Here is a 24621-nt window from a genome sequence, read left to right as displayed (position 1 = left end):
GGTCGTCGGGGGCGCGGCCGTGGCCGGCGGCGCGGTGGGCCGATCCACCGCGCCGTCGGCGCCGCACGAGGGCAGCGTTCCGTTCCGCGGCGACCGCCAGGCGGGCATCGTCACCGAGGCGCAGGACCGCCTGCACTTCGTCGCCTTCGACGTCGTGACCGACGACCGCAAAGCCCTCATCGAGCTGCTCAAGACATGGACCGCGGCGGCCGAGCGGATGACGCGCGGCGAGGAAACCACCCCCGACGGCGCCGTCGGGCTGGGCCCCTACACGCCGCCCGCCGACACCGGCGAGGCGCTGGGACTGCCCCCGTCGAACCTCACACTGACCATCGGGTTCGGGCCGGGCCTGTTCGGGCCGACGCCGTCGAACCCGACGGCCAAGGACCGCTTCGGCCTCGCGTCGCGGCGACCCGCGGCCCTGGTCGAACTGCCGGCCTTCCCCGGTGAGCGGATCGACTCGAAGCGCTCCTACGGCGACATCTGCATCCAGGCCTGCGCCGACGACCCACAGGTCGCCGTGCACGCGATCCGCAACCTGGCTCGTCTCGGGTTCGGCGTGGTCGCGGTCCGCTGGTCCCAGCTGGGCTTCGGACGAACATCCTCGACGACGAGGTCGCAGGACACCCCGCGGAACCTGTTCGGCTTCAAGGACGGCACGGCGAACCTGCGCGCCGAGGACACCTCGCTGCTGGACGACTGGGTGTGGGTCGACGGCAAGGACAACCCCGGTGCCGCGTCCTGGATGTCCGGCGGCACCTATCTGGTGACGCGCCGGATCCGGATGGACATCGAGCCGTGGGACCGCGCCAACCTGCTCGAACAGGAACAGATCATCGGCCGCGAGAAGGGCTCCGGCGCACCGCTGGGCCAAGAGGCCGAGTTCGACGATCCGAACTTCGACATCACCGCCAACGGGTCGCCGATGATCGCCGTCGACTCCCACGTGCGGCTGGCCCACCCGAACTTCAACAACGGCGTGCAACTGCTGCGGCGCGGCTACAACTTCACCGACGGCTCGGACGGCTTCGGCCACCTGGACGCCGGGCTATTCTTCATCGCCTTCTGCCGCGACCCGGGCAAACAGTTCGTGCCGATGCAGACGAAACTGATGCGCGACGACGCGCTCACCGAATACCTGATCCCCAACGGCTCGGCGCTTTTCGCCTGCCCGCCCGGCCTGCACGACGGGCAGTGGTGGGGCCAGGGGCTGTTCTCCTAGCCGCCCTCAGCCCTCGGTGGTGAAGATGATCCGGCCCGACGGCTCGTCGGGCGCGGGTCGGCGCACCGGTCGCGCAACCAGCGACTCGGCGTTGTCCGGGCGCGGCACGGTGGTGGTGACCTCGGGCTCGTCGGAGACGCGGATCGTCCACGGCTCGTCACCCTTGGCCGTGCGCTTGTCGCCACCCTGCGTCGACGCGGCGTCCGACGAGGAGGCGACGACCGGCGCGACCGGATTCGCCTGAATCACCGTGGGGAACTGCGTGATGACCGGGTCCGGATCGACCTTGCCGTCGCTCTCCACGAAGCGCGACCCCGACTCCGGGGCGACGTACTGCGGTTCGGGCGGGTAGAACGCGGCCGGCTCCGGCGGCTCGACGGCGGGCTGCTGCTCGACCCGTTCGATCGTGTACCGCTGCGGGTCGGTCGTCGGCTCCGACACCGGCTGGAAGGCCGGCTGCTGCGCCGGTTGCGCGGTCGGCACCGGTTGCGCGGTCGGCGTCGGGAATGCCGGGTCGGGGGCGGGTGCGGGGGCGACTGGTTCCGGCGCGGCCGGCACGTCCACCGACGCAGCACCCAGGTAGTAGAGCCACTGCGCCGGCTCGGCGAGCTCGACGCCGTCCTGGCGCGCCCGCGACTCGGCCTCACGGACCATGTCCATGAGGTCCAGGGCCCGCTGGCGGGTGGCGTCCTCCACCGAGTCCGAGCCCATCTCGACGCTCACGTCCAACAGTGCGGGGTCGACCTGCGAGCGGGGGTAGCCGGCCGCGGCGATCCGCTCGAGCACCTTCTGCGTCAACGCGAGTGCGGGGGCGGTGGTGACGATGCCGTCGAGGATCGAGCCCTGGTCGCGCTCGGCGGCCTTGGCGGCCTCCCAGTCGTCGATCTGGCGCTGCAGGTCGCTGTGCTCGCCGGACAGGACGCCGGGGGTGCGGCGGGTGACCTTGTCGATGAAGGCCTGTGCCACGTCGTCGATGTCGAAGGGCTCGTCGGGGTCGTCGGCGGCCACCCGCGCGTGGAACAGCACCTGCAGCAGCAGGTCGCCCAGCTCGTCGCGCACGTCCTGGGTGGTGCCGACGTCGATGGCGTCGAGCAGCTCGTAGACCTCTTCGAGGACGAAGCGGCGCAACGACTCGTGCGTCTGGCGGCTCTCCCACGGGCCGGTGGTGCGCAGGCGGTCCATCAGGGCCACGGCGTCGAGCAGTTTGGTGCCCGAGCGCGGTGCGGGCTCGGCCGGTGGTGCGAGCACGACCTCGCCGCGCTGCTCGCGCGCGACGACGAGCGGATGGGTGCGGTCGGTGCTGATCAGCACCGTCATCGGGTCACCGTCGTCGGTGGCGGCCACCTCGGCGTGCGGGAGCGCCCACAGCACCGATGCGGCGACGTCCTCGGTGACCAGCACCGGGCCGTTCACCAGCCGCGCGGCGGCGAGCGGCAGCAGGTCCGGGCTCTGCGGATCCAACAGGACGACGGTCATCTCTCCCCATTTCTCGACTACTGGTATTTCACACCACCGGGCGGGCGAATGCGCGCTCCCCCGCCCAATCTCACCCGTTTGGGCTCGGCGACGGCGCCACCGGGGTCAGCTCGGCCAGCAGCTTCACGAGGTAGTCGATGAGCTCTTCGTCGCGCAGCGGCGCCGACCCCATGCCGCCGGACTTCGGGATCGGCACGGACACGGTGTGCGTGGTCGGGCGGTACACGGCCGCCTTGTAGAGGCGCTTGAGGCGCACCTGCAGGCTGTCCGGCAGGGGCAGCGGCGAGATCCGGATCTGGGACCCGGCGAGCGCGACCTCGGTGACGCCCAGATCGCGGGCGCACAACCGCAGCCGGGCGATCGCCGCGAGGCGCTCGGTCTCCACCGGCGGCGGCCCGTACCGGTCGGTCAGCTCGGTCAGCACGCCGGCCACCTCGTCGTCGCTGCCCGCGGCGGCGAGCTTGCGGTACGCCTCCAGGCGCAGGCGATCGGCGTCGACGTAGTCGACCGGGATGTGCGCGTCCACCGGCAGGTCGATGCGCACCTCCTTGGGCTCCTCGGCGGCGACGGGCCGGCCGTCGGCGGCGGCGCGATAGGCCTGCACGGCCTCTCCGACGAGCCGCACGTAGAGGTCGAACCCGACGCCGGCGACGTGGCCGGACTGCTCGGCGCCCAGCACGTTGCCCGCACCGCGCAGCTCGAGGTCCTTGAGCGCGACGGCCATGCCCGCGCCGAGTTCGTTGTTCTGCGCGATGGTGGCGAGCCGGTCGTAGGCGGTCTCGGTGAGCGGACGGTCAGGACTGTAGAAGAGGTAGGCGTAGCCGCGCTCGCGGCTTCGGCCGACCCGGCCGCGCAGCTGGTGCAGCTGCGACAGTCCGAAGTGTTCGGCCCGGTCGACGATCAGGGTGTTCGCGTTGGCGATGTCCAGTCCGGTCTCGATGATCGTCGTGCACACGAGGATGTCGAACTCGCGGTTCCAGAACGAGGTGACGGTCGCCTCGAGCTGGTCCTCGTTCATCTGACCGTGGGCGACGGCGATCCGCGCCTCGGGGACCAGCTCGGCGAGCTCGCGGGCGGTCTTGTCGATCGAGGACACCCGGTTGTGCACGTAGAAGACCTGACCGTCGCGCAGCAGTTCGCGGCGGATGGCGGCGGCGACCTGCTTGGTCGAGTAGGCGCCGACGTAGGTCAGGACGGGGTGGCGCTCCTCGGGCGGGGTGAGGATCGTCGACATCTCGCGGATGCCGGCCATCGACATCTCCAGGGTGCGCGGGATGGGGGTGGCCGACATCGTCAGGACGTCGACGTGGGTGCGCAGGGACTTGATGTGTTCCTTGTGCTCGACGCCGAAGCGCTGCTCCTCGTCGACGATGACCAGGCCGAGGTCCTTCCAGCGCACCCCGGTCTGCAGCAACCGGTGGGTGCCGATGACGATGTCGACCTTGCCGTCGGCCATCTGCTCGAGCGTCTCGCGCGCCTGCGCCGCGTCGGTGAAGCGGCTCAGCCCGCGGATGGTGACCGGGAAGTCGGCCATGCGCTCGGTGAAGGTCTGCAGGTGCTGCTGGGCGAGGATGGTCGTCGGGACGAGCACCGCGACCTGCTTGCCGTCCTGCACGGCCTTGAACGCCGCGCGCACCGCGATCTCGGTCTTGCCGTAGCCGACGTCGCCGACGATGACTCGGTCCATCGGCACCGGCCGCTCCATGTCGGCCTTCACCTCGGCGATGACGGTCAATTGATCCTGCGTCTCGGTGAAGTCGAAGGCGTCCTCCATCTCGCGCTGCCACGGGGTGTCGGGGGCGAAGGCGTGACCGGGCGCCGCGTTGCGGGCGGCGTACAGCTGGACGAGTTCGCCGGCGATCTCGCGCACCGCTTTGCGTGCCTTGCGCTTGGTGTTCTGCCAGTCCGACCCGCCCAGCTTCGACAGGGACGGCGCCTCGCCGCCGACGTAGCGGGAGAGCTGGTCGAGGGAGTCCATCGGCACGTAGAGGCGGTCGCCGGGGTGCCCGCGCTTGCTCGGCGCGTATTCGATGACGAGGTATTCGCGGCGGGCGCCGGACACGGTGCGCTCGATCATCTCGACGAATTTTCCGATGCCGTGCTGGTCGTGGACGACCAGGTCGCCGGCGGTGAGCGCCAGCGGGTCGACCTGGTTGCGGCGCTTGGCGCCGAGTTTGCGGCCGTCGCGGGTACCGGCCACCCGGGTGCCCGACAGGTCGGCCTCGGTCACGACGACGACGTTGCTCGTCGGACAGACGATCCCGTGCCGCAGGGTGCCGTGGTAGATCGTCACCGCGTCCGGGACGGGCGCACGCCCGTCGTCGGCCGTCGTCGCCGGGACCTCGGCCTCGCCGAGCCGCTCGGCCACGCGCGCCGCGGTGCCCTTGCCCGCAACGACGATCGCCGCACGACCACCGGCACCGACGTGGGCGCGCAACTGCGCGAAGGTCGCGGCGATCTCGTCCTCGTGCCCGCGCGGAGCGGGGCCGGCGGTGACGTCGAGGACGACCTCGTCGTCGGCGCCGGTGCTCAGTGGGCTGAGGGTCCACCAGCGGCGGCCCGAGGCGGTGGTGGCGTCTTTGACCTCGTCGATGCCGCGGTAGGCGCTGGCGGCGAACTCGGTGGCCAGGGGTGCGTCGCCGCCCATGCCGGCGGCGGTCCACGCGGCATCGAGGAACTCCTTGCCGGTCGCGGCGAGGTCGGCGGCGCGGGTGCGGATCTTCTCCGGGTCGAGCAGCAGCACCAGGGTTTGCGGCGGGATCGCCTCGGTCAGCAGTTCCATCTCACCGGCGACGAGCAGTGGGATGAGCGCCTCCATCCCCTCGACCGGGATGCCCTCGGAGAGTTTGGCGAGCATCGACGTCAGGTCGCTGCCCTCGCCCTGGTCGTCGAGCAGGGCCATGGCACGGTTGCGGACGCCGTCGGTGAGCAGCAGTTCGCGGCAGGCGTGGATGCGGACCGGCCCGGGGTCGATTTCGGGATGGGTGCGCTGGTCGGCGACGGAGAAGGCGCGCACGTCGGTGATCTCGTCGCCGAAGAACTCGACGCGGGCGCCGTGATCGGCGGTCGTCGGGAAGATGTCGAGGATGCCGCCGCGCACGGCGAATTCGCCGCGCCGCCCGACCAGGTCGACGCGCTCGTAGGCCATCTCGACCAGGCTCGCGATCAGCCCGTCGAAGTCGGTCTCGTCGCCCTCGCGCAGGGTGATGGCGCGCAGCTTCCCCAGTCCCGGCGCCATCGGCTGGACCACGGAGCGGACGGTCGTGACCACGACCTTCAGCGGGCGGTCGCCGGGATCGGCGAGCCGATGGAGCACCTCCAGTCGCTGGCCGACGGTGTCCGCGCTGGGCGAGAGCTTCTCGTGCGGCAGCGTCTCCCACGACGGGAACAGCGCCACCGAGTCCGGGTCGTCGAGGAGCTCGCCCAGTTCGGTGACGAGGTCCTCGGCCTCGCGCCCGTTGGCCGAGACGACCAGGAGCGGACGGTCGTCGGCCTGCGCCAGCGCGGCGACCGCGAACGGTCGGGCGGCGTCGGGCGCGGCGATCGCCAGTTCAGGGTCGTGGAGGTGCTTGGTCAGCCCCGCGAAGGCCTCGTCGGCGCAGACCGCGCCGGCCAATCCGCGCATCGCTCCCGCGGTCGCAGGGGTTCGGATCGGGTTCGACGACACTCGGTCGAGTCTATCCACGCCGAGTGGACTCCCCAATTCCGCCGAGTGGGCGGCGAATCCCGCCGAGTGGGCGGCGAATCCCGCCGAGTGGGCGGCGAATCCCGCCGAGTGGGCGGCGAATCCCGCCGAGTGGGCGATGTCGGGGTGTGCAACCGTAGTCCCATGACCGACCACCCGATGAGCATCCGCACGGCATCCCCTACCGACTGCCCGACCGTCGCCGACATCTATGCGCACTATGTCACGACCTCGGTCGCGACATTCGACACCGAGGCCCGCTCGGCGGACGGCTGGAGGTCCAAGCTCGAAGCAGTGCGGAGCGCGGGCCGCCCCTTCCTCGTGGCCGTCGACCACGACGATCGGGTCCTCGGATTTTCGTACCTCAGTCCGTTCCGCGATCGTGCCGCCTATGCGCACACCTGCGAGCACACGGTCTACGTCGCGCCGGGGTTGGAACGACGCGGCGTCGGAAGTGCGTTGGTCTCAGCAATGCTGGCCGCGGCCCGTGACACGGACGTTCGCGAGATCCTCGCACTCATCGCACTGCCCGGCGAGGGCTCGTTGACACTTCATCGTCGACACGGATTCGTCGAGGCCGGCGTCCTACGGCGCGTGGGATTCAAGTTCGACAAGTGGATCGACGTCGCGATCCTGCAGTACAGCCTGGTCCGCTGATCGCCCACTCGGCGTGATCGAGGGTCCACTCGGCGGAATCAACAGTCCGCTCGGCGAGGTTATTCAACCAAACGGTTGACAACTCGGGATCGCGGTGAGACAGTTATTCAACCACCCGGTTGAAAAGGATGGCTAATGACCGACCGACTGTCTCTGGTGTTCTCGGCCCTCGCCGACCCGACGCGGCGCGACATCGTCGCCCGGCTGACCGAGGGCGACGCGACGGTGAGCGAACTCGCGCAACCGTACGACGTGAGCGTGCAGGCGATCTCCAAGCACCTCAAAGTGCTCGGCGACGCCGGCCTCGTCACGCGCGGGCGCCAGGCGCAAACCCGGCCGGTCCATCTGGAAGCGGAGGTGTTCGACCTGATGACCGCGTGGATCGAGCGGTACCGCCGGCAGGCCGAGGAGCGTTACCAGCGCCTCGACGCCGTGCTCGCCGCGATGCAGGAAACCGACGACAAACCCGACCGAGGAGCAGCATCATGAGCACGACCACCCACCCGGAGGCCACCATCGAGGCCCACCCGACCCTCCCCCTCATCACGATCACGCGGGAGTTCGACGCGACCCCGGAGCAGATCATCAAGGCCCACCTCGACCCCGACCTCTATATCCGGTGGAGCGGCCCGAAGGATCTGACCGGTCGGATCGACTACTGGGACGCCCGTCGTGGTGGCCGCTGGGCGTTCACGCACATGCGCGGCGACGAGGAGTACTCCTTCTACGGTTCCTTCCACGAGATCACCGACGACAAGATCGTGCAGACGTTCACCTTCACCGGCGAGCCGGACGGCGTGTCGCTGGAGACGATGACCGTCGAAGACCTCGGCAACGGGCGCACCCGGCTGATCGCGCAATCCCTCGTCGACAGCATGGACAGCCGCGACGCCTGGTTGCGCAGCGGCATGGAGGTCGGGGTCAGAGACGGATATGCCAAGCTCGACGACCTGCTGGCCGGGGACGCGCTCTGATGGCACTGCCCACCAATCCCTCCGATCGACACCGCTCGGTGGCCACGACCTTCGGCGACCGCGTCGCCGGCACGACCGACTGGTCCGCACCGGCACCGGTTCCCGACTGGACGGCCCGCGACGTCGTCGACCACCTGCTCACCTGGTTCCCGGAGGTCCTCGCGGTCGGCGGCGTGGAGCTACCACCGGGACCGGGCGTCGCCGACGACCCCGTCGGCGCGTGGCGCCACCAGACCGAGCACGTTCAGACGTTGCTCGACGGTCCGACGGCGGACCAGGAGTTCACCCACCCGAATCTGGGCACCATGCCACTGGGGAGCGCGATCGACCTCTTCTACACATCGGACGTGTTCATGCACACCTGGGACCTGGCGCGGGCCACCGGCCAGGACGATCGGCTCGACGAGGACACCTGCGCCACGATGGTCGAGGGCATGGCGGCCGCGGAGGAGATGATCCGCTCGTCGGGTCAGTACGGACCCGCGGTTCCCGTCCCCGACGAGGCGTCCGCCCAGGACCGGCTCATCGGCTTCATCGGCCGCGACCCGGCTTGGCGCCCCTGAGGTCGGGCCCGAGAGTCAGCTCTTCGGCACCAACCGGACCAGCAGCGGACCACTGACCAGGACCGTGGCAAGGTTCTTCGCCTCGGCCTCGGTGAACCCGGAGTTCCCACTGATCGCGGCCTCCCCGTTGCTGGGCCCGTCGACCTTCGCCGCGGTCTCGACGCGGGTGTCGAGCACGTATGCGAGCGACTTGCCGTTGTTCGCCGAGGTGTACTGGGAGACCCGCTCCTGCGCCTGCGGCGCGAGGCCGACCTTGACCGTCCACTTGCCGTCCACCTGTCCGGGGACGGCAGTGGTGACATCGCGGTCGGCGGCAAGCGCCGGGCCCAGTGAGTACACGGTCTTGTCGTCGGCCGAGCAGGTCGCCAGCAACGCCGACGCCTCGTCGCGGCCGAGCAGGGGGTCGTCGCCGCCGCATTTCAGCATCTGTGCGCGACGTGCCATCTCGGCCTGCGGGGTCTCCGGGTTGGCCTGCCGGAGCTCGACGTCGAGGCCCTCGTTCTCCGCACTGGCGGGGGCGTCGAACAAAACCGGTCGGATGCGCAGGCCACCGGAGCCGGCCAACGCGGTGATGTCGTCGCCGCTGCCGCTGGCCGTGCTGACGGTGACCGTGTCGCCGTTCGTGCCGGCCTCCACCTTCGGATCCTTGAGACCCGCCTTGGTCAGCCGCGCGGTCAGCGTCGTCACGGTCTCGTCGACGAGCTTGGCCTTGTCCGCTCCCGGCGGGAACTCGCCGTCGGTCGACTGCATCGATTCGACGCCGAACTCGACGCGGCCCCCCTTGTCCGACGTCGACGAGTCGCGTGAGCAGCCGACGAGCAGACCCAGGGGCAGGAGGAGGGCGAGGACAGCGATAGGTGCGCGTTTCACGCGTTCAAGTGTGCCAGCCAGGCTCGCCGGGGGCACGCTCGGCGAAAATCTGGGCACGCTCGGCGAAATACTGGGCACGCTCGGCGAAATACTGGGCACGGTCGGCGGAAGTGTCAGGCCAGGCGGGCCAGGTTTCGGCCGTCGGAGGTGGTCACCGCGACCCGACGACCCAGCGGCTCCCCGGTGGCCAGCAGTTCGGTCAGCTGCTCGTCGGCCGGATCGGCCTGGGCGAAGAAGCGCTGACCGGCGTCGTTCCGGCACACCAGGATTCCCATCTCGGTGCCGGCGAACGGCATGACCGTGAACGTCTCGACGGCCGCCTCGCCGTCGTATTCGTCGACCGATTCGACGAGCGGCACGGCATCGAGCTGCGGCTGCGGGTCGACGCCGGGCTGCCACTCGCGCGGCTCGGTCGAGTAGATGCCGACCGCGTACTTGGAGATGATCCCGCCGTTGGCGGCGACGAGGGCACGACTCCCCGGTGTGCGGCGCGCGCGGTCGACGGCCTCGGCGATCGCGTGCATCGAGTAGTTGTTGCCGGCGCCGCCGAAGTACGGGAGGCCGCCGGTGAGGGTGAGCCCGCGCGGGTCGTCGGGGGCGAGGTCGAGGGCGTCGCACGCCGCGAACACCGCGACCGGGAAGCAGCTGTAGATGTCGAAGCAGTCGATGTCCTCGACCCCGACGCCGGCCGAGTCGAGCGCCCCGCGCAGCGCGGCGGTCGCCGTCTGCGACTCCCCCATGTCCGGGCGCTCGACCATCCGCGGGGCGCGCGCCTTGGCGTGGCCGTGCAGGAACACCCAACGCGACTCGTCGATGCCCAGTTCGCGCGCCCGTCCCACCGACGTCAGGAGCACCGCGGCGCCCTGGTTCACCTGGTCGCGGGCGACGAGGAAGCGCGGGTACGGATCGGCGACCATCCGGTTCTTGGGGGTCACCTCGATGAGTTCGGCGGCGCTGCGCGCCGTGGGCGCGGCCGAGTGCGGGTTGTCGGCGGCGACCTCCGACAGCGGCGCGAACAACTCGCCCATCGTCTTGGCGTAGGACTCGCGGGACAGGCCGAGACGACCGCGGCGGGCGTGCTCGAGCAGCGCGTACTGCGGCGGCGGCCCGACCAATCCGTAGCGGACCTGCGAGGCGGTGATCATGTCCTCGATCTCGTAACCGCGGTCCTCGAGCTGCCCGCCGCGATGCTCGACGTGATCGGGTGCATCGTCGCGATCGGCGAAGTGCCGCGCGGTGGACATCGCCTCGGAGCCGACGAGCAGCGCCGAATCGATCTCGCCGGCCGCGATGCGCGCACCGGCCTCGGCGACGAGCCGCTGCGGACTGTCCCCACCGACGACGTCGTACACCGCGTGCCCCGGTTCCAGGTCGAGGCGGTCGGTGACCGAACGCGGGTAGTTGTCCGAGCGGCCGAGGGGCGCCACCGCTTTCGGGTGCGAGACCTCGAACTGACGGACGCCGACGACCAGGTCGAGCCGGTCCAACGACGCCAGGCCGGCATCGGCCAGCGCCGCACGGGCGGCCGCCGCGCCGAGGTCGACCGCGGAGAGTGCGCGGTAGTCGGGGTCGTCGAGGCGCTCGGAAACCTGGCCCACTCCGACGAGGACGGGCGTGGAGGGATTGATCGTCATTTCTCGCTCTTCTTGGATTTCTTCGGGTGCACGGTGACCGCGGTCGGCTCGACGTAGTCGGCCGTCACGAGTTCGGGTTCGGGGTCGAGGCGGGTCAGGCCGTTCCAACACAGGTTGACCAGGTGGGCGGCGACGACCTCCTTGGCCGGTTCGCGCACGTCGAGCCACCACTGGGCGGTGTTGGCGACCATGCCGACGAGGGCCTGGGCGTAGAGCGCGGCGAGTTTGGAGTCGAAGCCGCGCCGCTCGAAGTCCTCGCCGAGGATGTGTTCGACCTGGCTCACGGCGTCGTTGAGCAGGCTCGAGTACGTCGTCTCCCCACCGTCGGCGCCGCCGCCGCCGCGGGCGAGGATGCGGAAGCCGTCGGGCCGCTCTTCCATGTAGGTGAGCAGCGCCAGCGCCACCTGCTGCACCCGGAAGCGCGAGCGATTCGTCGACAGCGACGAGGTGATCATCTCCAGGAGTGTCTCCATCTCGCGGTCGACGACCACGGCGTAGAGGCCCTCCTTGCCGCCGAAGTGCTCGTAGACCACCGGCTTGGAGACACCGGCGCGCTGGGCGATCTCCTCGATCGAGGTGGCCTCGTAACCGCGCTCGGCGAACAGGCCGCGCGCGACCTCGATGAGCTGCGCGCGCCGCTGGGTGCCGGTCATGCGCGTCCGGGGCTGTGCCATGAGGAGAAGCCTAGACGGGCAGCTTGCCGATCTCGCCCGCGTCGTCGCCGAAGTGCCGGTACATGGCGAGTTCACTCGCCTTGCGACCGCGCCATTCGAGGTAGCGCCGGCGCAGCGGCGTGCGGCCGATGATCTGGTAGCCGACGATGTTGCGCACCCACGCGACGCCGAAGGCCCACGGCGGGCGCTGCGGCAGCCGCAGGTCGCGCATGCCGCGCGGACCGAGGAAGCCCTCGAGCATGCTGAGCAGGCGCTCGCGCTCGTACCGCGACGCCAGCCACGGCGCCCGCTTGTAGTCGAGCTCGCGCTGAACGTCGACGAGGGCGCCCGAGAGTTGCGCGCCGGCGTCGGTGACGTCGCTCTGCACCTGCAGGACGTTGTAGCTGAGCTGGTGCTGGTCGCGCTCGTCGTCGAACAGCCAGTCGTCGTCGACGCCGATCAGCCACCCGACGTACTTCCACAGGTGCATCAGCGCCGCAGACTCGTCCTTGGTGACCGGGACACCGAGTGCGCGCACGCCCATCATGAGGGCGCCGGAGAACAGGTTGAGGGTCGACGCCAGGTCGGCCTGGTTGATCGGCAGACCCCACTGCTCGACGTCCCAGCGCCCGTTGCGCTCGAAGTTGTCGTTGACCAGCGCGTGCATCAGTCGGACGTGCACGGTCAGCTTCCAGCCCTCGCCGAAGCGGCGCATGCCGTCGTGTTGGGCGACGGCGATCGCCCACGTCTGGGTCTCGCCGAGGCGCCGCTTGGCCGTCTTCGCGCGGAGCCCGCCGGTCTCGGCGAGCAGGTCGACCGGGCCGCCGAAGCGGTAGCCGCCGATCAGTCCGAGTTGCAGCAGCACATCGCTGGCGTTGCGGCCGAATCCGCGGTTGACCTGCGCCCCCCTGTTGCACAGGTCGAGGTCGAGCCAGTCGGGGGTGTTCTCGACGACGGCGAAGAAGTCGCGCAGTGCGGCGGGCGCGTCGTCGGGCACGCCGTGGGCCAGCGCGGTGTGGAACTCGCGCATCGTGACGCGGTGCGGATCCCCCTCGGGCAGTCGCATGGCGGCGACGAGGGCCGCGGCCGGCTCGTCGCGACGCATCAATCCCTGCCCGATCGTGGCCAGCTCCTCGTCGGTGGGCCGACGCAGGTGCCAATAGGCCCGCAGCATCTTGCCGATCTGCCGACCACGCTCGGGCGCCGCGCCGAATCGGTGCGGCGGCTGCTCGGCGACCGGTTGTGCGGGGGCACTACTGGGGGCTGCCATGAGACGAATTTAGCACATCGTCTCACCGCTCGAAACGACGGAAAGGGCCGCCGAGCTGGTGCTCGGCGGCCCTTTCGGATCCGTGGCCGCTAGGGCCGGGGTTGGATCACCTGGCGATCAGATCGCGCCCTTCTGCTGCAGGATCGCGGCCTGCTGGACGGCCGTCGCGATACCGACCGGGGCGCCCAGAACCGCGCCACCGACGATCGCGGTGGTGGTACCGATGGTGCCCGCGCCGATCGTGCAGGAGAGCACCGGGCCGGCGATCGGACCGAAGACCGCGTCGACCGGCGAGAGGCCGATGATGCCCAGCGGGCAACCGACGATCGCGCCACCGACGCCGCCGACCATGGCGCCGACGCCGTAGGCCAGACCGAAGTTGGTGCCCACGATGCCGATGGCGTTCTGCATCGCCTCGGCCTTCTCATCGGCGGTCATCTTCTTGGCGGCCGCATCAGTGGCACCGGCGGCGGTCCGCTGCGGGGCCAGCTGCTTGGCGACACCGGTCAGTTGCGGCTGCAGCGCCTTGACGACCTCGATCGGCGGCTGCCACTGCGGCACGCCGGTCGCGGCGGTCAGTGCGTTCTGGCGCGCGCCGGGAGCGGCGGCGTCGATCGCGCCGGTTGCGGCCTTCACCGGACCGGCGAGGGGCGACTGCACCTTCGACGGGTTGCCGAAGACCGATCGGCCGGCCGAGTCGGAGACCGCCACCTTGCCGGGAGCCGTGTTCAAGGTGCCCCAAGGGGTCTTGAGCTCGGTGGCGCCCGAGTGGGAGTTGCCGGTGTAGGTGATCCCGGGGGCGATGCCCGTGGTGACCACGTTCGGGTTGAACTTGGCCGACGAGGCGGTCGGAACCTTCTTGGAGGCGTAGTGCACCGGAGCCGCGTTCGCGAACGAGGCACCGAAGGTGAGGGCCGTGCCGGTCAGGATGGTCGCTGCAACGCCCTTAGTAAGAGTTTTCATTTCTGACTCACTTTCGTGTTTCCGCCGATTCGCACCTATTCGAAATGAATCGGCGGGGCGGGTTGTTGTTGGACCGGCGTCGTTGCCGAGATATCCACTCCAAACGACTGCGTCTTAGCTGCTGCTCAGCGCTGTCACAGGTAGGTTTACCGATCCGTGATCGGCTCGGCAAATCGCTGTGACCTGCGTGTTGAGTGGTCGGACGAGGCCAAATGTTTACGCCATGTAAACAACTGTGAATGCCGATTCCGCGTCGCCCAAATCGGACAGCGCGGAGAAATCTCGACTACCACCGAGCGAAACATCGACGAAACTTTTCGTCCTCCGCGGGCACGTGAAAGAAAATTCCTAATTGTGACCGACGTCACATATGAATGGGTCCAGCGCACCGATCGGGCGGGAGGCGAAACCCTTGTCCGCGACTCAGACGATGGGGTCGTAGACGTCGAACCCGAGACCGTCGGCGACGCGGGCCATCGTGGCGTCATGCGTGACAACCGTGGCCGAGCCGGCGCCGAGCCGCTGCACACTGGCCAGGTGGAGGGCGTCCAAGGACCTGACGTGCGGGCGGATGGCCGCCGCCTCACCGATCAGGGCGTTGTCGACGCCGAGCAGCGTGAGTTCGTCCACGAATTCGTGGCCCAGCGCCACATCGAGCGATTCCCGACGCAACGCGCGAACGATCTCGAGCACCAGGAGTTGGGAGGAAACGAGGTCGTCGCCCGCTTCCGCTCGCTCGTCGAACCATCGTGCGGCATGCTCGCTTTGCGCCAGCAGGATGTAGAGGGCGACCGAGGAGTCCAGGTACCAGGTGCGCCGTGCGCTCGCCGCAGCCGTCACGGCTCGGTGTCCCCGCGCACCTCGTCGAGCAGCTCCTCGACCGACCGCGACAGTACGACGGAAGGTCGGCCGGCCCATCGCGCGTGCGGCCGCTTCGGACGATTTGCGAGTCCCGCCTCGATCAGCGCCTCTACCCCACTGGCCGCACCGACGGGCTCGGGAACGACTCGCAAGACGACGCGCCCGCGATTGGTGACGCGCACCGCCTCGCCCCGTTCGATCACCTCGCGCGTCACCGCGGAGACCCGCTGGTTGAACTCGGTCATCGTGATCGTCTTCATACCCCATTCTAGCATCTACATACTAGATATTGGGACGTGTTCGAAATGCTCCGCCGCCAGGACTCGAACCTGAAATGCCTGAACCAAAATCAGGAGTGTTGCCGATTACACCACGGCGGATGGTGGCGGCCCGGAGAGCGCCGCCGCTGCGATTCTGCCACAGCGGGGCACCCCCGGTCGCCCGGGTTTGGGCTAGTCCTTGGGGCCGCCCGCGACGTAGATGACCTGGCCTGAGGTGAAGCCGGCACCCTCGCTGGCGAAGAAGGACGCGGCGTGCGCGATGTCCTCGGGGGCGCCGACGCGGGCGACCGGGATCTGGGCGGCGCTGAACTTCTTGAACTCTTCGAAGTCCACGCCCATGCGCGCCGCGGTCGCCTGCGTCATCTCGGTCTCGATGAATCCGGGGGCGATCGCGTTGGCGGTGATGCCGAACTTGCCCAGCTCGATCGCGAGGGTCTTGGTGAAGCCCTGCATGCCCGCCTTGGCCGCCGAGTAGTTGGCCTGGCCGCGGTTGCCCAGCGCCGAGGTGCTCGACAGGTTGACGATGCGGCCCCAGCCGGCGTCGACCATGTGCTTCTGGCAGGCGCGGCTCATCAGGAAGGCCCCGCGCAGGTGCACGGCCATGACCGAGTCCCAGTCGTCGACGGTCATCTTGAAGAGCATGTTGTCGCGGATGATGCCCGCGTTGTTGATGAGGACCACCGGCGGCCCGAGCTCGGCGGCGATCTTGTCGACGGCCGCCGCCACCGACTCCTCGTTGGAGACGTCGGCGCCGACGGCGAGCGCCTTGCCACCGGCGGAGGTGATCGCGTCGACGGTCGCCGCGCAGGCGTCGGCGTCCAGGTCGAGCACCGCGACCGCCATGCCGTCGGCCGCCAGCCGCTTGGCCACCCCGGCTCCGATGCCGCGTGCCGCACCGGTGACGATCGCTACCTTCTGTCCGCTCATCAAGCTGCTCCATCCATCTCGGGAATCTGGGTCCGTCGGCTGGTCCGAGGAACCGTCCGGCCATCACGTTATCGGTCCGCAGTAGGATTTGGTCGTCGTCGATTCACCTACTTGAGGACGCTGATGTCGGAAACCGGCCAACGCGCGGTCATCGTGCTCGCCGCGGGCGCGGGTACGCGGATGAAGTCGAAGACGCCGAAGATCCTGCACGCCATCGGCGGGCGCACCCTCGTCGGCCACGCCCTGCACGGCGCGGCCGCCATCGATCCGGACTTCCTGATCGCCGTCGTGAGCCACGAGCGCGAGCGGGTGACCGCCGCGATCGGCGAGATCGCCGACGGTCTGGGCCGCGAGGTCCTCATCGCCGAGCAGGACCAGCCGCTGGGCACCGGCGATGCCGCCCGCGCGGGCATGACCGCCCTGCCCGACGACTTCGACGGCACGGTGCTCGTCACCGTCGCCGACGCCCCGCTCCTCGACGGCTCCACCCTCGAGGCGCTCTTGACGACCCATGACGATTCCGCAGTGACCCTCACCAGCTTCATCGCCGACGATCCGACCGGCTACGGCCGCATCGTGCGCGCCGGCGGTCCCGACGGCCAGGTCACCGCGATCGTCGAGCACAAGGATGCCGACGAGGCCCAGCGCGCCATCACCGAGGTCAACGCCGGCATCTACGCCTTCGACGCGGCCACGCTGCGCTCGGCGCTCGGCTCCCTGTCCACCGACAACGCGCAGGGCGAGTACTACCTGACCGACGTCGTCGAGATCGCCAACACCGACGGCAAGGCGGTGCGCGCGCACGTCGTCGACGACCCCGCCGTGGTCGCCGGCTGCAACGACCGCGCCCAGCTCGCCGACCTCGGCGCCGAGCTCAACCGCCGTGTCCTGCGGCGCCACCAGCTCGCCGGCGTCACCATCGTCGACCCGCTCACCACGTGGATCGACGTCGACGTGACGATCGCCCCCGACGTCCGGATCGAACCGGGGGTCCAGCTGCACGGGACGACCGCCATCGCGACCGACGTGGTCGTCGGCCCCGACTCGACCCTCACCGACGTCGAGATCGGCGAGGGCGCCCAGGTGATCCGCACCCACGGTTCGGGCGCCCGGATCGGCGCCGGCGCGACCGTCGGCCCGTTCGCCTACCTGCGCCCGGGCACCGACCTGGGGGCAGACGGCAAGATCGGCACCTTCGTCGAGACCAAGAACGCGAAGATCGGCAGCGGTTCCAAGGTGCCGCACCTGACCTACGTCGGCGACGCCGTGATCGGCGAGCAGACCAACATCGGCGCGTCGAGCGTCTTCGTCAACTACGACGGTGAGAACAAGCACCAGACGGTCATCGGATCGCACTGCCGCACCGGCTCGGACAACATGTTCGTCGCGCCGGTCACCGTCGGCGACGGGGTCTACACCGGAGCCGGGACCGTCGTGCGGCAAGATGTTCCCCCGGGGGCGCTGAGCGTCTCCGCGGGAGACCAACGGATCATCGAGGGATGGGTAGCGCGCAAGCGTCCCGACTCTGCCGCGGCGCGCGCCGCCGAGGCCGCCGAGAAGTCCGACGACACAACCGAATAGCCCCCAGCCCGAGCTACACCCGAGTGCAGATTGAGAATGCCATGACCTGGACCGTCGACAACCGCAAGAACTTGATGCTGTTCTCCGGGCGCGCCCACCCCGAGCTGGCCGAGGCCGTCGCGAACGACCTGGGCGTCAAGGTCACGCCGCAGACGGCGCGCAACTTCGCCAACGGCGAGATCTTCGTGCGGTTCGAGGAGTCGGTCCGCGGCTCGGACGCCTTCGTCCTGCAGAGCTGCCCCGCGCCCCTCAACGAGTGGGTGATGGAGGCGCTGATCATGATCGACGCCCTCAAGCGCGGCTCGGCCAAGCGCATCAGCGTGATCCTGCCGTTCTACCCCTATGCCCGCCAGGACAAGAAGCACCGCGGCCGCGAGCCCATCTCGGCCCGCCTCATCGCCGACCTGATGAAGACCGCCGGCGCCGACCGCATCATCACCGTCGACCTGCACACCGACCAGATTCAGGGCTTCTTCGACGGTCCGGTCGACCACATGCACGCCCAGGGCCAGCTCGCCGAGTACGTCCGCGAGCAGTACGGCACCGACAACATCTGCGTCGTCTCCCCGGACTCGGGCCGCGTGCGCGTCGCCGAGAAGTGGGCCGACGCCCTCAACGGCGCCCCGCTGGCCTTCATCCACAAGACCCGCGACCCGCTGGTGCCCAACCAGGTGAAGTCCAACCGCGTCGTCGGCGACGTCGACGGCCGCACCTGCGTGCTGATCGACGACATGATCGACACCGGCGGCACCATCGCCGGCGCGGTCAAGGTCCTCAAGGACGCGGGCGCCGGTGACGTCATCATCGCCACCACGCACGGCGTCTTCTCCGACCCGGCCGCCGAGCGCCTGGCCAACTGCGGCGCCAAGGAGGTCATCGCGACCGACACGCTGCCGATCCCGCCGGAGAAGCGCTTCGAGAACCTCACCGTCCTCTCCATCGCCCCGCTGCTGGCCCAGACCATCCGCGAGGTCTTCGAGAACGGGTCGGTCACCAGCCTGTTCAACGGCAGCGCCTAGATGTCCGCGACCATCTACCACAACCCCCGCTGCACCACGTCGCGCAAGACGCTGGACAAGCTGCGCGAGGCGGGCGTGGAGCCGACGGTCGTCAAGTACCTCGACGAGGGGTGGACCCGCGATCAGCTCCGGCAGCTGTTCGCCGACGCCGGTCTCACCCCGGCGCAGGCGGCCCGCAAACGCGAGCCGCTGTACAAGGAGTTGGACCTCGCGCAGGCCTCCGACGAGCAGATCCTCGACGCGATGGTCGAGCACCCGGTGCTGGTGGAGCGCCCGTTCGTCGTCACCGACAAGGGCACCCGCCTGGCCCGCCCGATCGAGAGCGTCGACGAGATCCTCTAGGCCTACCCGCTCTCGGCGGCGGTCTTCAGCTGGGCCAGGCCCTTCTCGAAGTCCTTGCCCATCATCCGGTCGAGCAGACCGAGCCTGCTGAACAGCGACTGCGGCCCGACCATCGTCCAGGTGACCCTCGTCGACGAGCCGTCCGGCTCGAGTCGGAACCGGCTGGTGCTGGTCGACTTGTAGGGCTTCTCGAAGGTCACCGCCACGTCGACGGCGCTCGTCGGCTCGGCGGCGACGACCTCCATGGTCCCGCGCCCGGCCTTGCGGTTGCCGCTCCACGCGTAGCGCGCGCCGACGCCCTGCTCGGCGCCGGAGTAGTCGCGCTGCAGGTCGGCGTCCAGGCCCTCCCACGGCGACCACTCGCGCCAGCGGTGCAGATCGGCGACGCGGTCGTAGACCGCCGACGCCGGTGCGTCGACGACAGTCGTGCGGCTGATCGAGTACGTGCTTGCCATGGCTCCTCCTGGTGTCGGGCCGCTACCGCGCGCCCGGCAGGGCGGCGATGTCGGTGTCGGTGTCGGTGATGGATCGAATCGGTTTGACCACCGACGGGACGACCAGCCCCACGATCCCGCGCAGGAAGGCCTTGGTGCAGTCGAAGACGTCGAAGTAATCGCGCCAGACGACGATCTTCCCGTCGCGCACCTCGAAGCGGCCGCAGACCCAGAACCGCATCCGCAGCGGCCCGATGGCCAGCACGTCGATCCGCTCGTTCAACACCAGGCCGTCCTCGGCGAGGATGGACAGGATCTCCGCGTCGAACCGGACCGGACCGCTGTTGAGGCCGAGCATCGCCCGTCGGAAGCGCTTCTTGCCGCGGACCGCCGGGAATCCGACGTTCTCGTACAGGATGTCGTCGCCGACGACGGTCAGCGCCTCGTCGACGCGATGGTTGGCCAGATCCCGGAGGAATCCGGTGGTCAGCTCGATGGCAGCGGTGTCGGTCGTCCCCATGAGATCAGCTAACCCGCCGAGGACTCCGTTGTCCGGAGAATCGGCGCGTCAGTGGTCGGCTCGGGCGAAAACTCGCCATCCGGCAACCAACGTGATCGCGACGACGCAGAGGAGGATGGCCGCGCCGGTCGGCCAGCCGACGACGTCCACCCCCTGGCTGCCGCCGACAGCACGTGAGACCAGTGACCCGGGACCAGATCCGAGCACCCACCGCCGCGCCACACCGAGGGCCGGCCCCAAAGCCTGCGGCCCCAACAGGGCGAGGACGAGCGCAATCGCGGAAATGAGCGAACCACGCAACAGGAAGCCGACCGCCACACCGACCGCGGCCACCCCAGCGGCCACGAGACCGACCAGCGGCAGCACCCACAGTTGCCCTGTCGCGCGCCCCGGCGCAGGTGTGGCCGCGAGGACGACCAGTACCGCCCCCGCGAGCGAGAGGGTCACCGAGGTCGCCGTCACCGACGCCACCGCCGCGACCTTCGCGAGGTAGAAGGCCGACCGCCGCGGAACAGCGAGCAGGCTACCCACGATTGCCCCTTGCTCGTATTCCACCGTTGTCGCGTAGGAACCCCAGAGTCCGAAGACGATGATCGGGATCAACACGGTCGAAGTCGCGATGCGAACGGCGGTCAGCGACCCGGACGGATCGTTGTGATTCACCACGACGAGGGTGGACAGCGGCACGGAGACCATCGCCAGCACCAGTGCGACCACCAAGGCCGGCGTGCTGGCGGCCTTGCGCAGCTCGACGATCCACGCCCTTCCCGTCAGCGCGGTCACAGCTCTCCCACTCGGGCCAAGTACCTCTCCTCGACCGCACGCTCACCGTCGGTGGTCCAGTCGACGGCCGGCACGTCGACGACGATGTCTCCGTCCAGCAGAACAACTATCCGGTCTGCCAACGACCCCACCTCGGACAACAGATGCGTCGAGATGAGCACCGTGCGACCGCTTCGGGCGTAGCGCAGCAGCACCTCGCGAAGCCAACGAATCGCACCCGCATCCAGTCCGTTGTGCGGCTCGTCGAGGACGAGGACGTCAGGTTCCCCGATCAGCGCCGCGGCCAAAGCCAACCGCTGGCGCATGCCCAGAGAAAACCGCCCGATTCGCTCGGCGCCGTACTCGCCGAGGCCCACCAACCGCAGTGCGCGATCGGCCGACCCCAGGGGAAGTCCGCTCGCCGTCGAGATGAGTTCGAGTTGGGTGCGCGCAGAGCGGGCGGGTGCGTAGCCCTCCACGTCGAGTACAGCACCGACCAGTCTCGCGGGGACCGGTGCGTCGGCGAGGCTCCCACCCTCGACGCGCACCGTTCCCGACGTGAGCCGCTCCAGCCCGACCACTGCGCGCAGAAGTGTCGTCTTGCCGGCCCCGTTGGGCCCGAGGAGTGCGGTGACCTCACCGGGCCGCGCAGTGAAGGTGACTCCGCGGAGCACCGTGCGCCCATCCTTGAGCTTCACCGCCGAGTCGACGGCCACCCCTCGTCGGACCGTCGACCCGTGGTCACCTGACACGTCGGCCCTTGCCGTCGGGTGACAGCAGCACGCGCTCACCCGGGTGCGCCAACGAGGCGACGGTGAGTCGACCCCCCTTCGCGTCTCGGATGGCTTTGGCCTGCCACGCCACAAAGCAGACGGCCTGCGGCGTCGACGCGAGGCGTTGCAAGATGGGTGTCAGATCGCGCGCGATGCTCCCCTCCAGCGTGAGGAGTTGCTGCCGATACGGTCCGTAGTACGGCAAGATCGCCTCGAGCACCGTCGCGCCCACCGCCTGGGCCTGGTCGATGATCGGGTTGATCCACGGCAGGTTGGCCGCGATGACCGGCTCGATTTCGGCGAGCAGGGGTCCGGCCAGGCTGAGGATCGGCTGGTAGACCGAACCCAACGCGAACGCCTCAGACATGAACGGGCCCGCCATCGGCGCAAGGTTGATCATCGACGACAATCCACCCTGCTGCTCGGGTAGCGGCGCCGGCCAGTCTGGGCAGCTGGTGCTGGGCCGCCAGTCCTGCCCGTCCGGGCTGGTGAGCGCCGGTGCCCCGGGCAGCGCACCCGGAGCGCCAGAGCCACCCGGGGACGGTGTGGCCAATCCCCCGCCACCCGGTACCGGCGCGGCAAGCCCCGTCACGCCGCCGGCCGGCGGTGCACCGAGCTGAGGCACCGGCAACACACCGACCCCGCCGGCCGGGGGCAGCGCCAACGGCGGCGTCTTGAGTGGACCACCATCCTTCTCGGAGCTCTGGGGCTTCTTGTCGACGACCGCACCGACGACGCGGAATCCGCCGGAGTCGCTACCGGCGAATTGCAGAGCGCTGAGCCCCGCCGTGAGTACGACTGCGGCCGCGACCGCACGCGTCAGAATCACGGCCCTACTTGGGCGGTCGCCGCTCATCTCCCACCCCCGGGTTGGTCGCGGGCGGCCGACGGTTCTGCTGCTGCGGGCTCGAAGACGCCCTCCAGGTGCCAAATTCCGGTGAACCCGTTGAACGGACCACCGGCGATGTGACTGGTCCACGTGAGGACGAAGTGATCGTCTTTGTCGATCGTCCCGGTCGCGGACTCACCGGTGACTGTCGCCTTCTCCGGCACGTCGAGCCACTTGTTGGCGACCCAATCCCAGGCTCGGCTGGCGGCCTGTTGGCCCGGCGCCGACGCACCGGTGTTGTTTACCGGCTTCGGCGCGCCCTGGTTGAACTCCTGCCCGTTCCACGACGCCGCCCAGGATGACAGGTCCGCCGTGAGCTTGCCGTTCTTCGCGGTGATGGTGGGCGGCGGAAGTTCGGTACGCGTCTGCGGGTCGGTCTGGTTGGTCGACGTACCGAAACGGACGGCGAAGAACTTCGTTGGCTTCATGATCGCATCGGCGAAGGAGTCCCCGTTCGCACCGAACGAGGGGCTCGGTTCGCTTTGATAGGCCCCGGTGCGCAACCCACCGGATGTTCCCGGCTCGAGAAGAGTGGCCTTACCGCCATCGGCCGGCGAGCTTTGATTCGCCATGTAGGGACCGTTCTCCACCGTCCCACCGGGCTGGAGCATCCGGAACCAGGTGCCGCTCAACCGGCCTCCGTCGGCAGACCCGGGGGTGAACCGGAATAGCCCGACCAGCTGTCCGTCGGAGTGTCCGTCGCCCGACGAGCACGCCGTCATCGACGCGGCGGACACAGCCGCCGCCGCGAGCAGCGCGATGGTCTTGGTCAGTCGATTCATCAGTGTGATTCCTTTCGTTGCGGCCGAAGCGCCAGTGCCGCGAGACCAACGGCCAACGCTCCGGCGGCCACGCATACGCCCGGCACCAACTGCCAACCGCTGACCCCGGGAATCGGCGACAGCCGTCCGAGCGACTTGAGCGATCGATAGTTGGCGAGGTTGTCGTTGATCTGGCCGACCAGGTCGGCGAGGTCTCGCGAGGTCTGCGGCCACTGCGCCTTCAAACGGCCGAGGGCGGCGGCGTGAGAGGTCGACACCGGTACGCCCGGGTACCCCGTGTCGATGTCGCCGACGGCGCCGACAACGGTCACAAAATCTGACTGCAGTGTGCGCACCTGCTGCTCGTTCATTATCGGTTCGAAGCGGTCGACCAGTCGGTCGGCCGGACCGGCGATACCGAGGATCCTCGCTGGTGGCAACGAAACCGACCAGTCCCAGCCCGGCCAGTGCCGCGGCGAGTGCTCCGAGTCGCGCACCGCGGCCGTTCGAGCGCAGAACGGCCACGCCGCCTCCACCGATGGCGATACCCGCCACGACGAGCAGCAGGGGCAGGCGATCGAGGCCGCCGATCGTCGCGAGGCTGTTGAAATCCTCCCGCGCGGCGCGCACGTCGGCGATCAGCCCGACACCGTGGGCGTTGATCGTCGACGCCTCGACGCGATAGGCCTGCACCCCCGGGTACCGGCCGGGCGGGACACGGTAGGTCGACGCCAACTCGTCGACGGTCCCGGCCGCCTCACCCAGAAATCGCAGATCACCGTCGTAGCGCGCCAGGCTGTCGTCGCTGAGCAGCGGCGTGAATCTGTCCAAGAGCTGCTGCCCGGCCGCGACCTTGGCGAACAGACCTAGGGCAAACGGCGCGACGACGAGAATGCTCCCGAGGACGATCAGGGCCACGGCCGGCCAACGGCGCGCTCGGCCACCGGACTGTCCTCGCGATACGACCGGCGCGTCGGGCAGATCCAGGTGCACCGATTCGACCGCAGCCGTGTCGGCGGCGATCACCGCCTCAGTCATCGGCTCGAGGTCCAGCGTCGGCGCTTTCTTCGGTGCCGGCATCGGGATCTGCAGACACCTGCACGTTGGCTTGCTGTTCCGGGTAGCCCTGGTCGTCGTGCTCCTGGTACTCGTGCGCGCCGTACTCTTCAGCGTATGGCTGCTCGGCGTACGACCCGTAGCCGTCGTCGTGGGAAGGTCCGCCCTCTGCGTAAGCATGCGCGCCCGGCTCCACCCCGCTGTAGCGGCGGAAGAGACGATCGGCGTTGGTGAGGACACCACTGCCCAAGGCGACGATCCCGAGCAGGGTGGCGATACCACCAGTACTGCGCCAAAACCCGCGATTCTCCGGCGCAACGGTGATGCTGTTGTTCACCACAGGAGGCGATGCCGTGACGGTGACCGGCGCGGCGGGCGCACCCGGCAGCACTGCGCCGGGAGCGACCGCGCCCGGCACACCCGGCACACCCGGGGCTGCGCCGGGTGC

24 protein-coding genes, 1 tRNA gene and 1 pseudogene are annotated in these 24621 nt (G+C 69.6%); 8 read left to right on the top strand and 18 right to left on the bottom strand.

Annotated features, from left to right (window positions below):
* The coding region (gene efeB, locus QM634_RS15225) for an iron uptake transporter deferrochelatase/peroxidase subunit (RefSeq protein WP_415043619.1) at nt 1-1222 on the top strand (1222 nt) is incomplete at its 5' end.
* Between the two features lie 6 nt (nt 1223-1228).
* On the opposite strand, the gene QM634_RS15220 is transcribed toward efeB, so the two are convergent.
* Together QM634_RS15220 and mfd are read right to left on the bottom strand one after the other, a co-directional pair.
* Nucleotides 1229-2698: a MazG family protein gene (locus tag QM634_RS15220; RefSeq protein WP_415043618.1), complete on the bottom strand. Its 1470-nt coding sequence runs from the start codon at nt 2696-2698 to the stop codon at nt 1229-1231.
* 70 nt (nt 2699-2768) lie between these two features.
* Nucleotides 2769-6323, bottom strand: coding sequence for a transcription-repair coupling factor (mfd, locus tag QM634_RS15215; protein WP_415043621.1), 3555 nt, complete (start codon nt 6321-6323; stop codon nt 2769-2771).
* Between the two features lie 204 nt (nt 6324-6527).
* On the opposite strand from mfd, the gene QM634_RS15210 reads away from it, so the two are divergent.
* From QM634_RS15210 to QM634_RS15195, 4 genes are all read left to right on the top strand, one after another.
* A complete protein-coding gene (locus QM634_RS15210; protein WP_415043617.1) occupies nt 6528-7040 on the top strand; it encodes a GNAT family N-acetyltransferase in 513 nt (170 codons plus the stop codon).
* A gap of 135 nt (nt 7041-7175) precedes the next feature.
* On the top strand, nt 7176-7529 hold the full coding sequence (locus QM634_RS15205) for an ArsR/SmtB family transcription factor (RefSeq protein WP_415043616.1): 354 nt from the start codon (nt 7176-7178) through the stop codon (nt 7527-7529).
* Nucleotides 7526-8014 carry an SRPBCC domain-containing protein gene (locus QM634_RS15200; protein WP_415043615.1) on the top strand — a complete coding sequence of 163 codons (489 nt, stop codon included), beginning with the start codon at nt 7526-7528 and terminating at the stop codon, nt 8012-8014. The genes QM634_RS15205 and QM634_RS15200 overlap by 4 nt, the downstream gene beginning before the upstream one ends.
* On the top strand, nt 8014-8577 hold the full coding sequence (locus QM634_RS15195; RefSeq protein ID WP_415043614.1) for a TIGR03086 family metal-binding protein: 564 nt from the start codon (nt 8014-8016) through the stop codon (nt 8575-8577). Before QM634_RS15200 ends, QM634_RS15195 begins: the two co-directional genes overlap by 1 nt.
* Before the next feature lie 15 nt (nt 8578-8592).
* Here QM634_RS15195 and QM634_RS15190 read toward each other — a convergent pair whose 3' ends face one another.
* From QM634_RS15190 to QM634_RS15150, 9 genes are all read right to left on the bottom strand, one after another.
* The gene (locus tag QM634_RS15190) at nt 8593-9447 is read right to left on the bottom strand and encodes a SecDF P1 head subdomain-containing protein (protein WP_415043613.1); all 855 of its coding nucleotides are present in this window, start codon (nt 9445-9447) and stop codon (nt 8593-8595) included.
* 113 nt (nt 9448-9560) lie between these two features.
* Nucleotides 9561-11081 carry an acetyl-CoA acetyltransferase gene (locus QM634_RS15185; protein ID WP_415043612.1) on the bottom strand — a complete coding sequence of 507 codons (1521 nt, stop codon included), beginning with the start codon at nt 11079-11081 and terminating at the stop codon, nt 9561-9563.
* Nucleotides 11078-11755: a TetR/AcrR family transcriptional regulator gene (locus QM634_RS15180; RefSeq protein ID WP_415043611.1), complete on the bottom strand. Its 678-nt coding sequence runs from the start codon at nt 11753-11755 to the stop codon at nt 11078-11080. Before QM634_RS15180 ends, QM634_RS15185 begins: the two co-directional genes overlap by 4 nt.
* 10 nt (nt 11756-11765) lie before the next feature.
* Nucleotides 11766-13004, bottom strand: a complete 1239-nt coding sequence (locus QM634_RS15175) for an oxygenase MpaB family protein (RefSeq protein WP_415043610.1) — start codon at nt 13002-13004, stop codon at nt 11766-11768.
* A gap of 117 nt (nt 13005-13121) precedes the next feature.
* Complete coding sequence (locus QM634_RS15170; RefSeq protein ID WP_415043609.1) at nt 13122-13967, bottom strand: hypothetical protein; 846 nt, start codon at nt 13965-13967, stop codon at nt 13122-13124.
* Between the two features lie 423 nt (nt 13968-14390).
* The gene (locus QM634_RS15165; protein ID WP_415043608.1) at nt 14391-14807 is read right to left on the bottom strand and encodes a type II toxin-antitoxin system VapC family toxin; all 417 of its coding nucleotides are present in this window, start codon (nt 14805-14807) and stop codon (nt 14391-14393) included.
* The gene (locus QM634_RS15160) at nt 14804-15088 is read right to left on the bottom strand and encodes a type II toxin-antitoxin system Phd/YefM family antitoxin (RefSeq protein ID WP_415043607.1); all 285 of its coding nucleotides are present in this window, start codon (nt 15086-15088) and stop codon (nt 14804-14806) included. The genes QM634_RS15165 and QM634_RS15160 overlap by 4 nt, the downstream gene beginning before the upstream one ends.
* A 48-nt stretch (nt 15089-15136) precedes the next feature.
* Nucleotides 15137-15208, bottom strand: a tRNA-Gln gene (locus tag QM634_RS15155).
* Between the two features lie 72 nt (nt 15209-15280).
* Nucleotides 15281-16036 carry an SDR family oxidoreductase gene (locus QM634_RS15150; RefSeq protein WP_415043606.1) on the bottom strand — a complete coding sequence of 252 codons (756 nt, stop codon included), beginning with the start codon at nt 16034-16036 and terminating at the stop codon, nt 15281-15283.
* Nucleotides 16037-16159: 123 nt separating this feature from the next.
* Between QM634_RS15150 and glmU the strand changes: the two genes are divergently transcribed.
* Genes glmU through arsC form a run of 3 tightly spaced genes read left to right on the top strand, consistent with a single transcriptional unit; the run spans nt 16160 to nt 18978 of the window.
* The gene (glmU, locus tag QM634_RS15145; protein ID WP_415043605.1) at nt 16160-17617 is read left to right on the top strand and encodes a bifunctional UDP-N-acetylglucosamine diphosphorylase/glucosamine-1-phosphate N-acetyltransferase GlmU; all 1458 of its coding nucleotides are present in this window, start codon (nt 16160-16162) and stop codon (nt 17615-17617) included.
* A gap of 41 nt (nt 17618-17658) precedes the next feature.
* Nucleotides 17659-18636 carry a ribose-phosphate diphosphokinase gene (locus tag QM634_RS15140; RefSeq protein WP_415043604.1) on the top strand — a complete coding sequence of 326 codons (978 nt, stop codon included), beginning with the start codon at nt 17659-17661 and terminating at the stop codon, nt 18634-18636.
* On the top strand, nt 18637-18978 hold the full coding sequence (arsC, locus tag QM634_RS15135; RefSeq protein WP_415043603.1) for an arsenate reductase (glutaredoxin): 342 nt from the start codon (nt 18637-18639) through the stop codon (nt 18976-18978).
* Nucleotides 18979-18980: 2 nt separating this feature from the next.
* Here the strand turns inward: arsC and QM634_RS15130 are convergent, their stop codons facing one another.
* The 7 genes and pseudogenes from QM634_RS15130 to QM634_RS15100 form a co-directional block, all read right to left on the bottom strand.
* The gene (locus QM634_RS15130) at nt 18981-19433 is read right to left on the bottom strand and encodes an SRPBCC family protein (protein WP_415043602.1); all 453 of its coding nucleotides are present in this window, start codon (nt 19431-19433) and stop codon (nt 18981-18983) included.
* 22 nt (nt 19434-19455) lie between these two features.
* Nucleotides 19456-19932 (bottom strand): limonene-1,2-epoxide hydrolase family protein, encoded by a 477-nt coding sequence (locus QM634_RS15125; RefSeq protein WP_415043601.1) that lies wholly within the window; start codon nt 19930-19932, stop codon nt 19456-19458.
* A 48-nt stretch (nt 19933-19980) separates the two neighbouring features.
* Nucleotides 19981-20715, bottom strand: coding sequence for a hypothetical protein (locus tag QM634_RS15120; RefSeq protein WP_415043600.1), 735 nt, complete (start codon nt 20713-20715; stop codon nt 19981-19983).
* Nucleotides 20712-21446 (bottom strand): ABC transporter ATP-binding protein, encoded by a 735-nt coding sequence (locus QM634_RS15115; protein WP_415043599.1) that lies wholly within the window; start codon nt 21444-21446, stop codon nt 20712-20714. Before QM634_RS15115 ends, QM634_RS15120 begins: the two co-directional genes overlap by 4 nt.
* A complete protein-coding gene (locus tag QM634_RS15110) occupies nt 21436-22323 on the bottom strand; it encodes a hypothetical protein (RefSeq protein ID WP_415043598.1) in 888 nt (295 codons plus the stop codon). The genes QM634_RS15115 and QM634_RS15110 overlap by 11 nt, the downstream gene beginning before the upstream one ends.
* A complete protein-coding gene (locus tag QM634_RS15105) occupies nt 22320-23138 on the bottom strand; it encodes a hypothetical protein (protein WP_415043620.1) in 819 nt (272 codons plus the stop codon). Before QM634_RS15105 ends, QM634_RS15110 begins: the two co-directional genes overlap by 4 nt.
* A gap of 1009 nt (nt 23139-24147) precedes the next feature.
* Nucleotides 24148-24621: pseudogene (locus tag QM634_RS15100) on the bottom strand (hypothetical protein); the annotation flags it as partial.

The organism is Gordonia sp. (in: high G+C Gram-positive bacteria), assembly GCF_047606305.1.
Classification (GTDB): domain Bacteria; phylum Actinomycetota; class Actinomycetes; order Mycobacteriales; family Mycobacteriaceae; genus Gordonia.
This window is presented reverse-complemented; position numbering and strand designations above follow the sequence as displayed.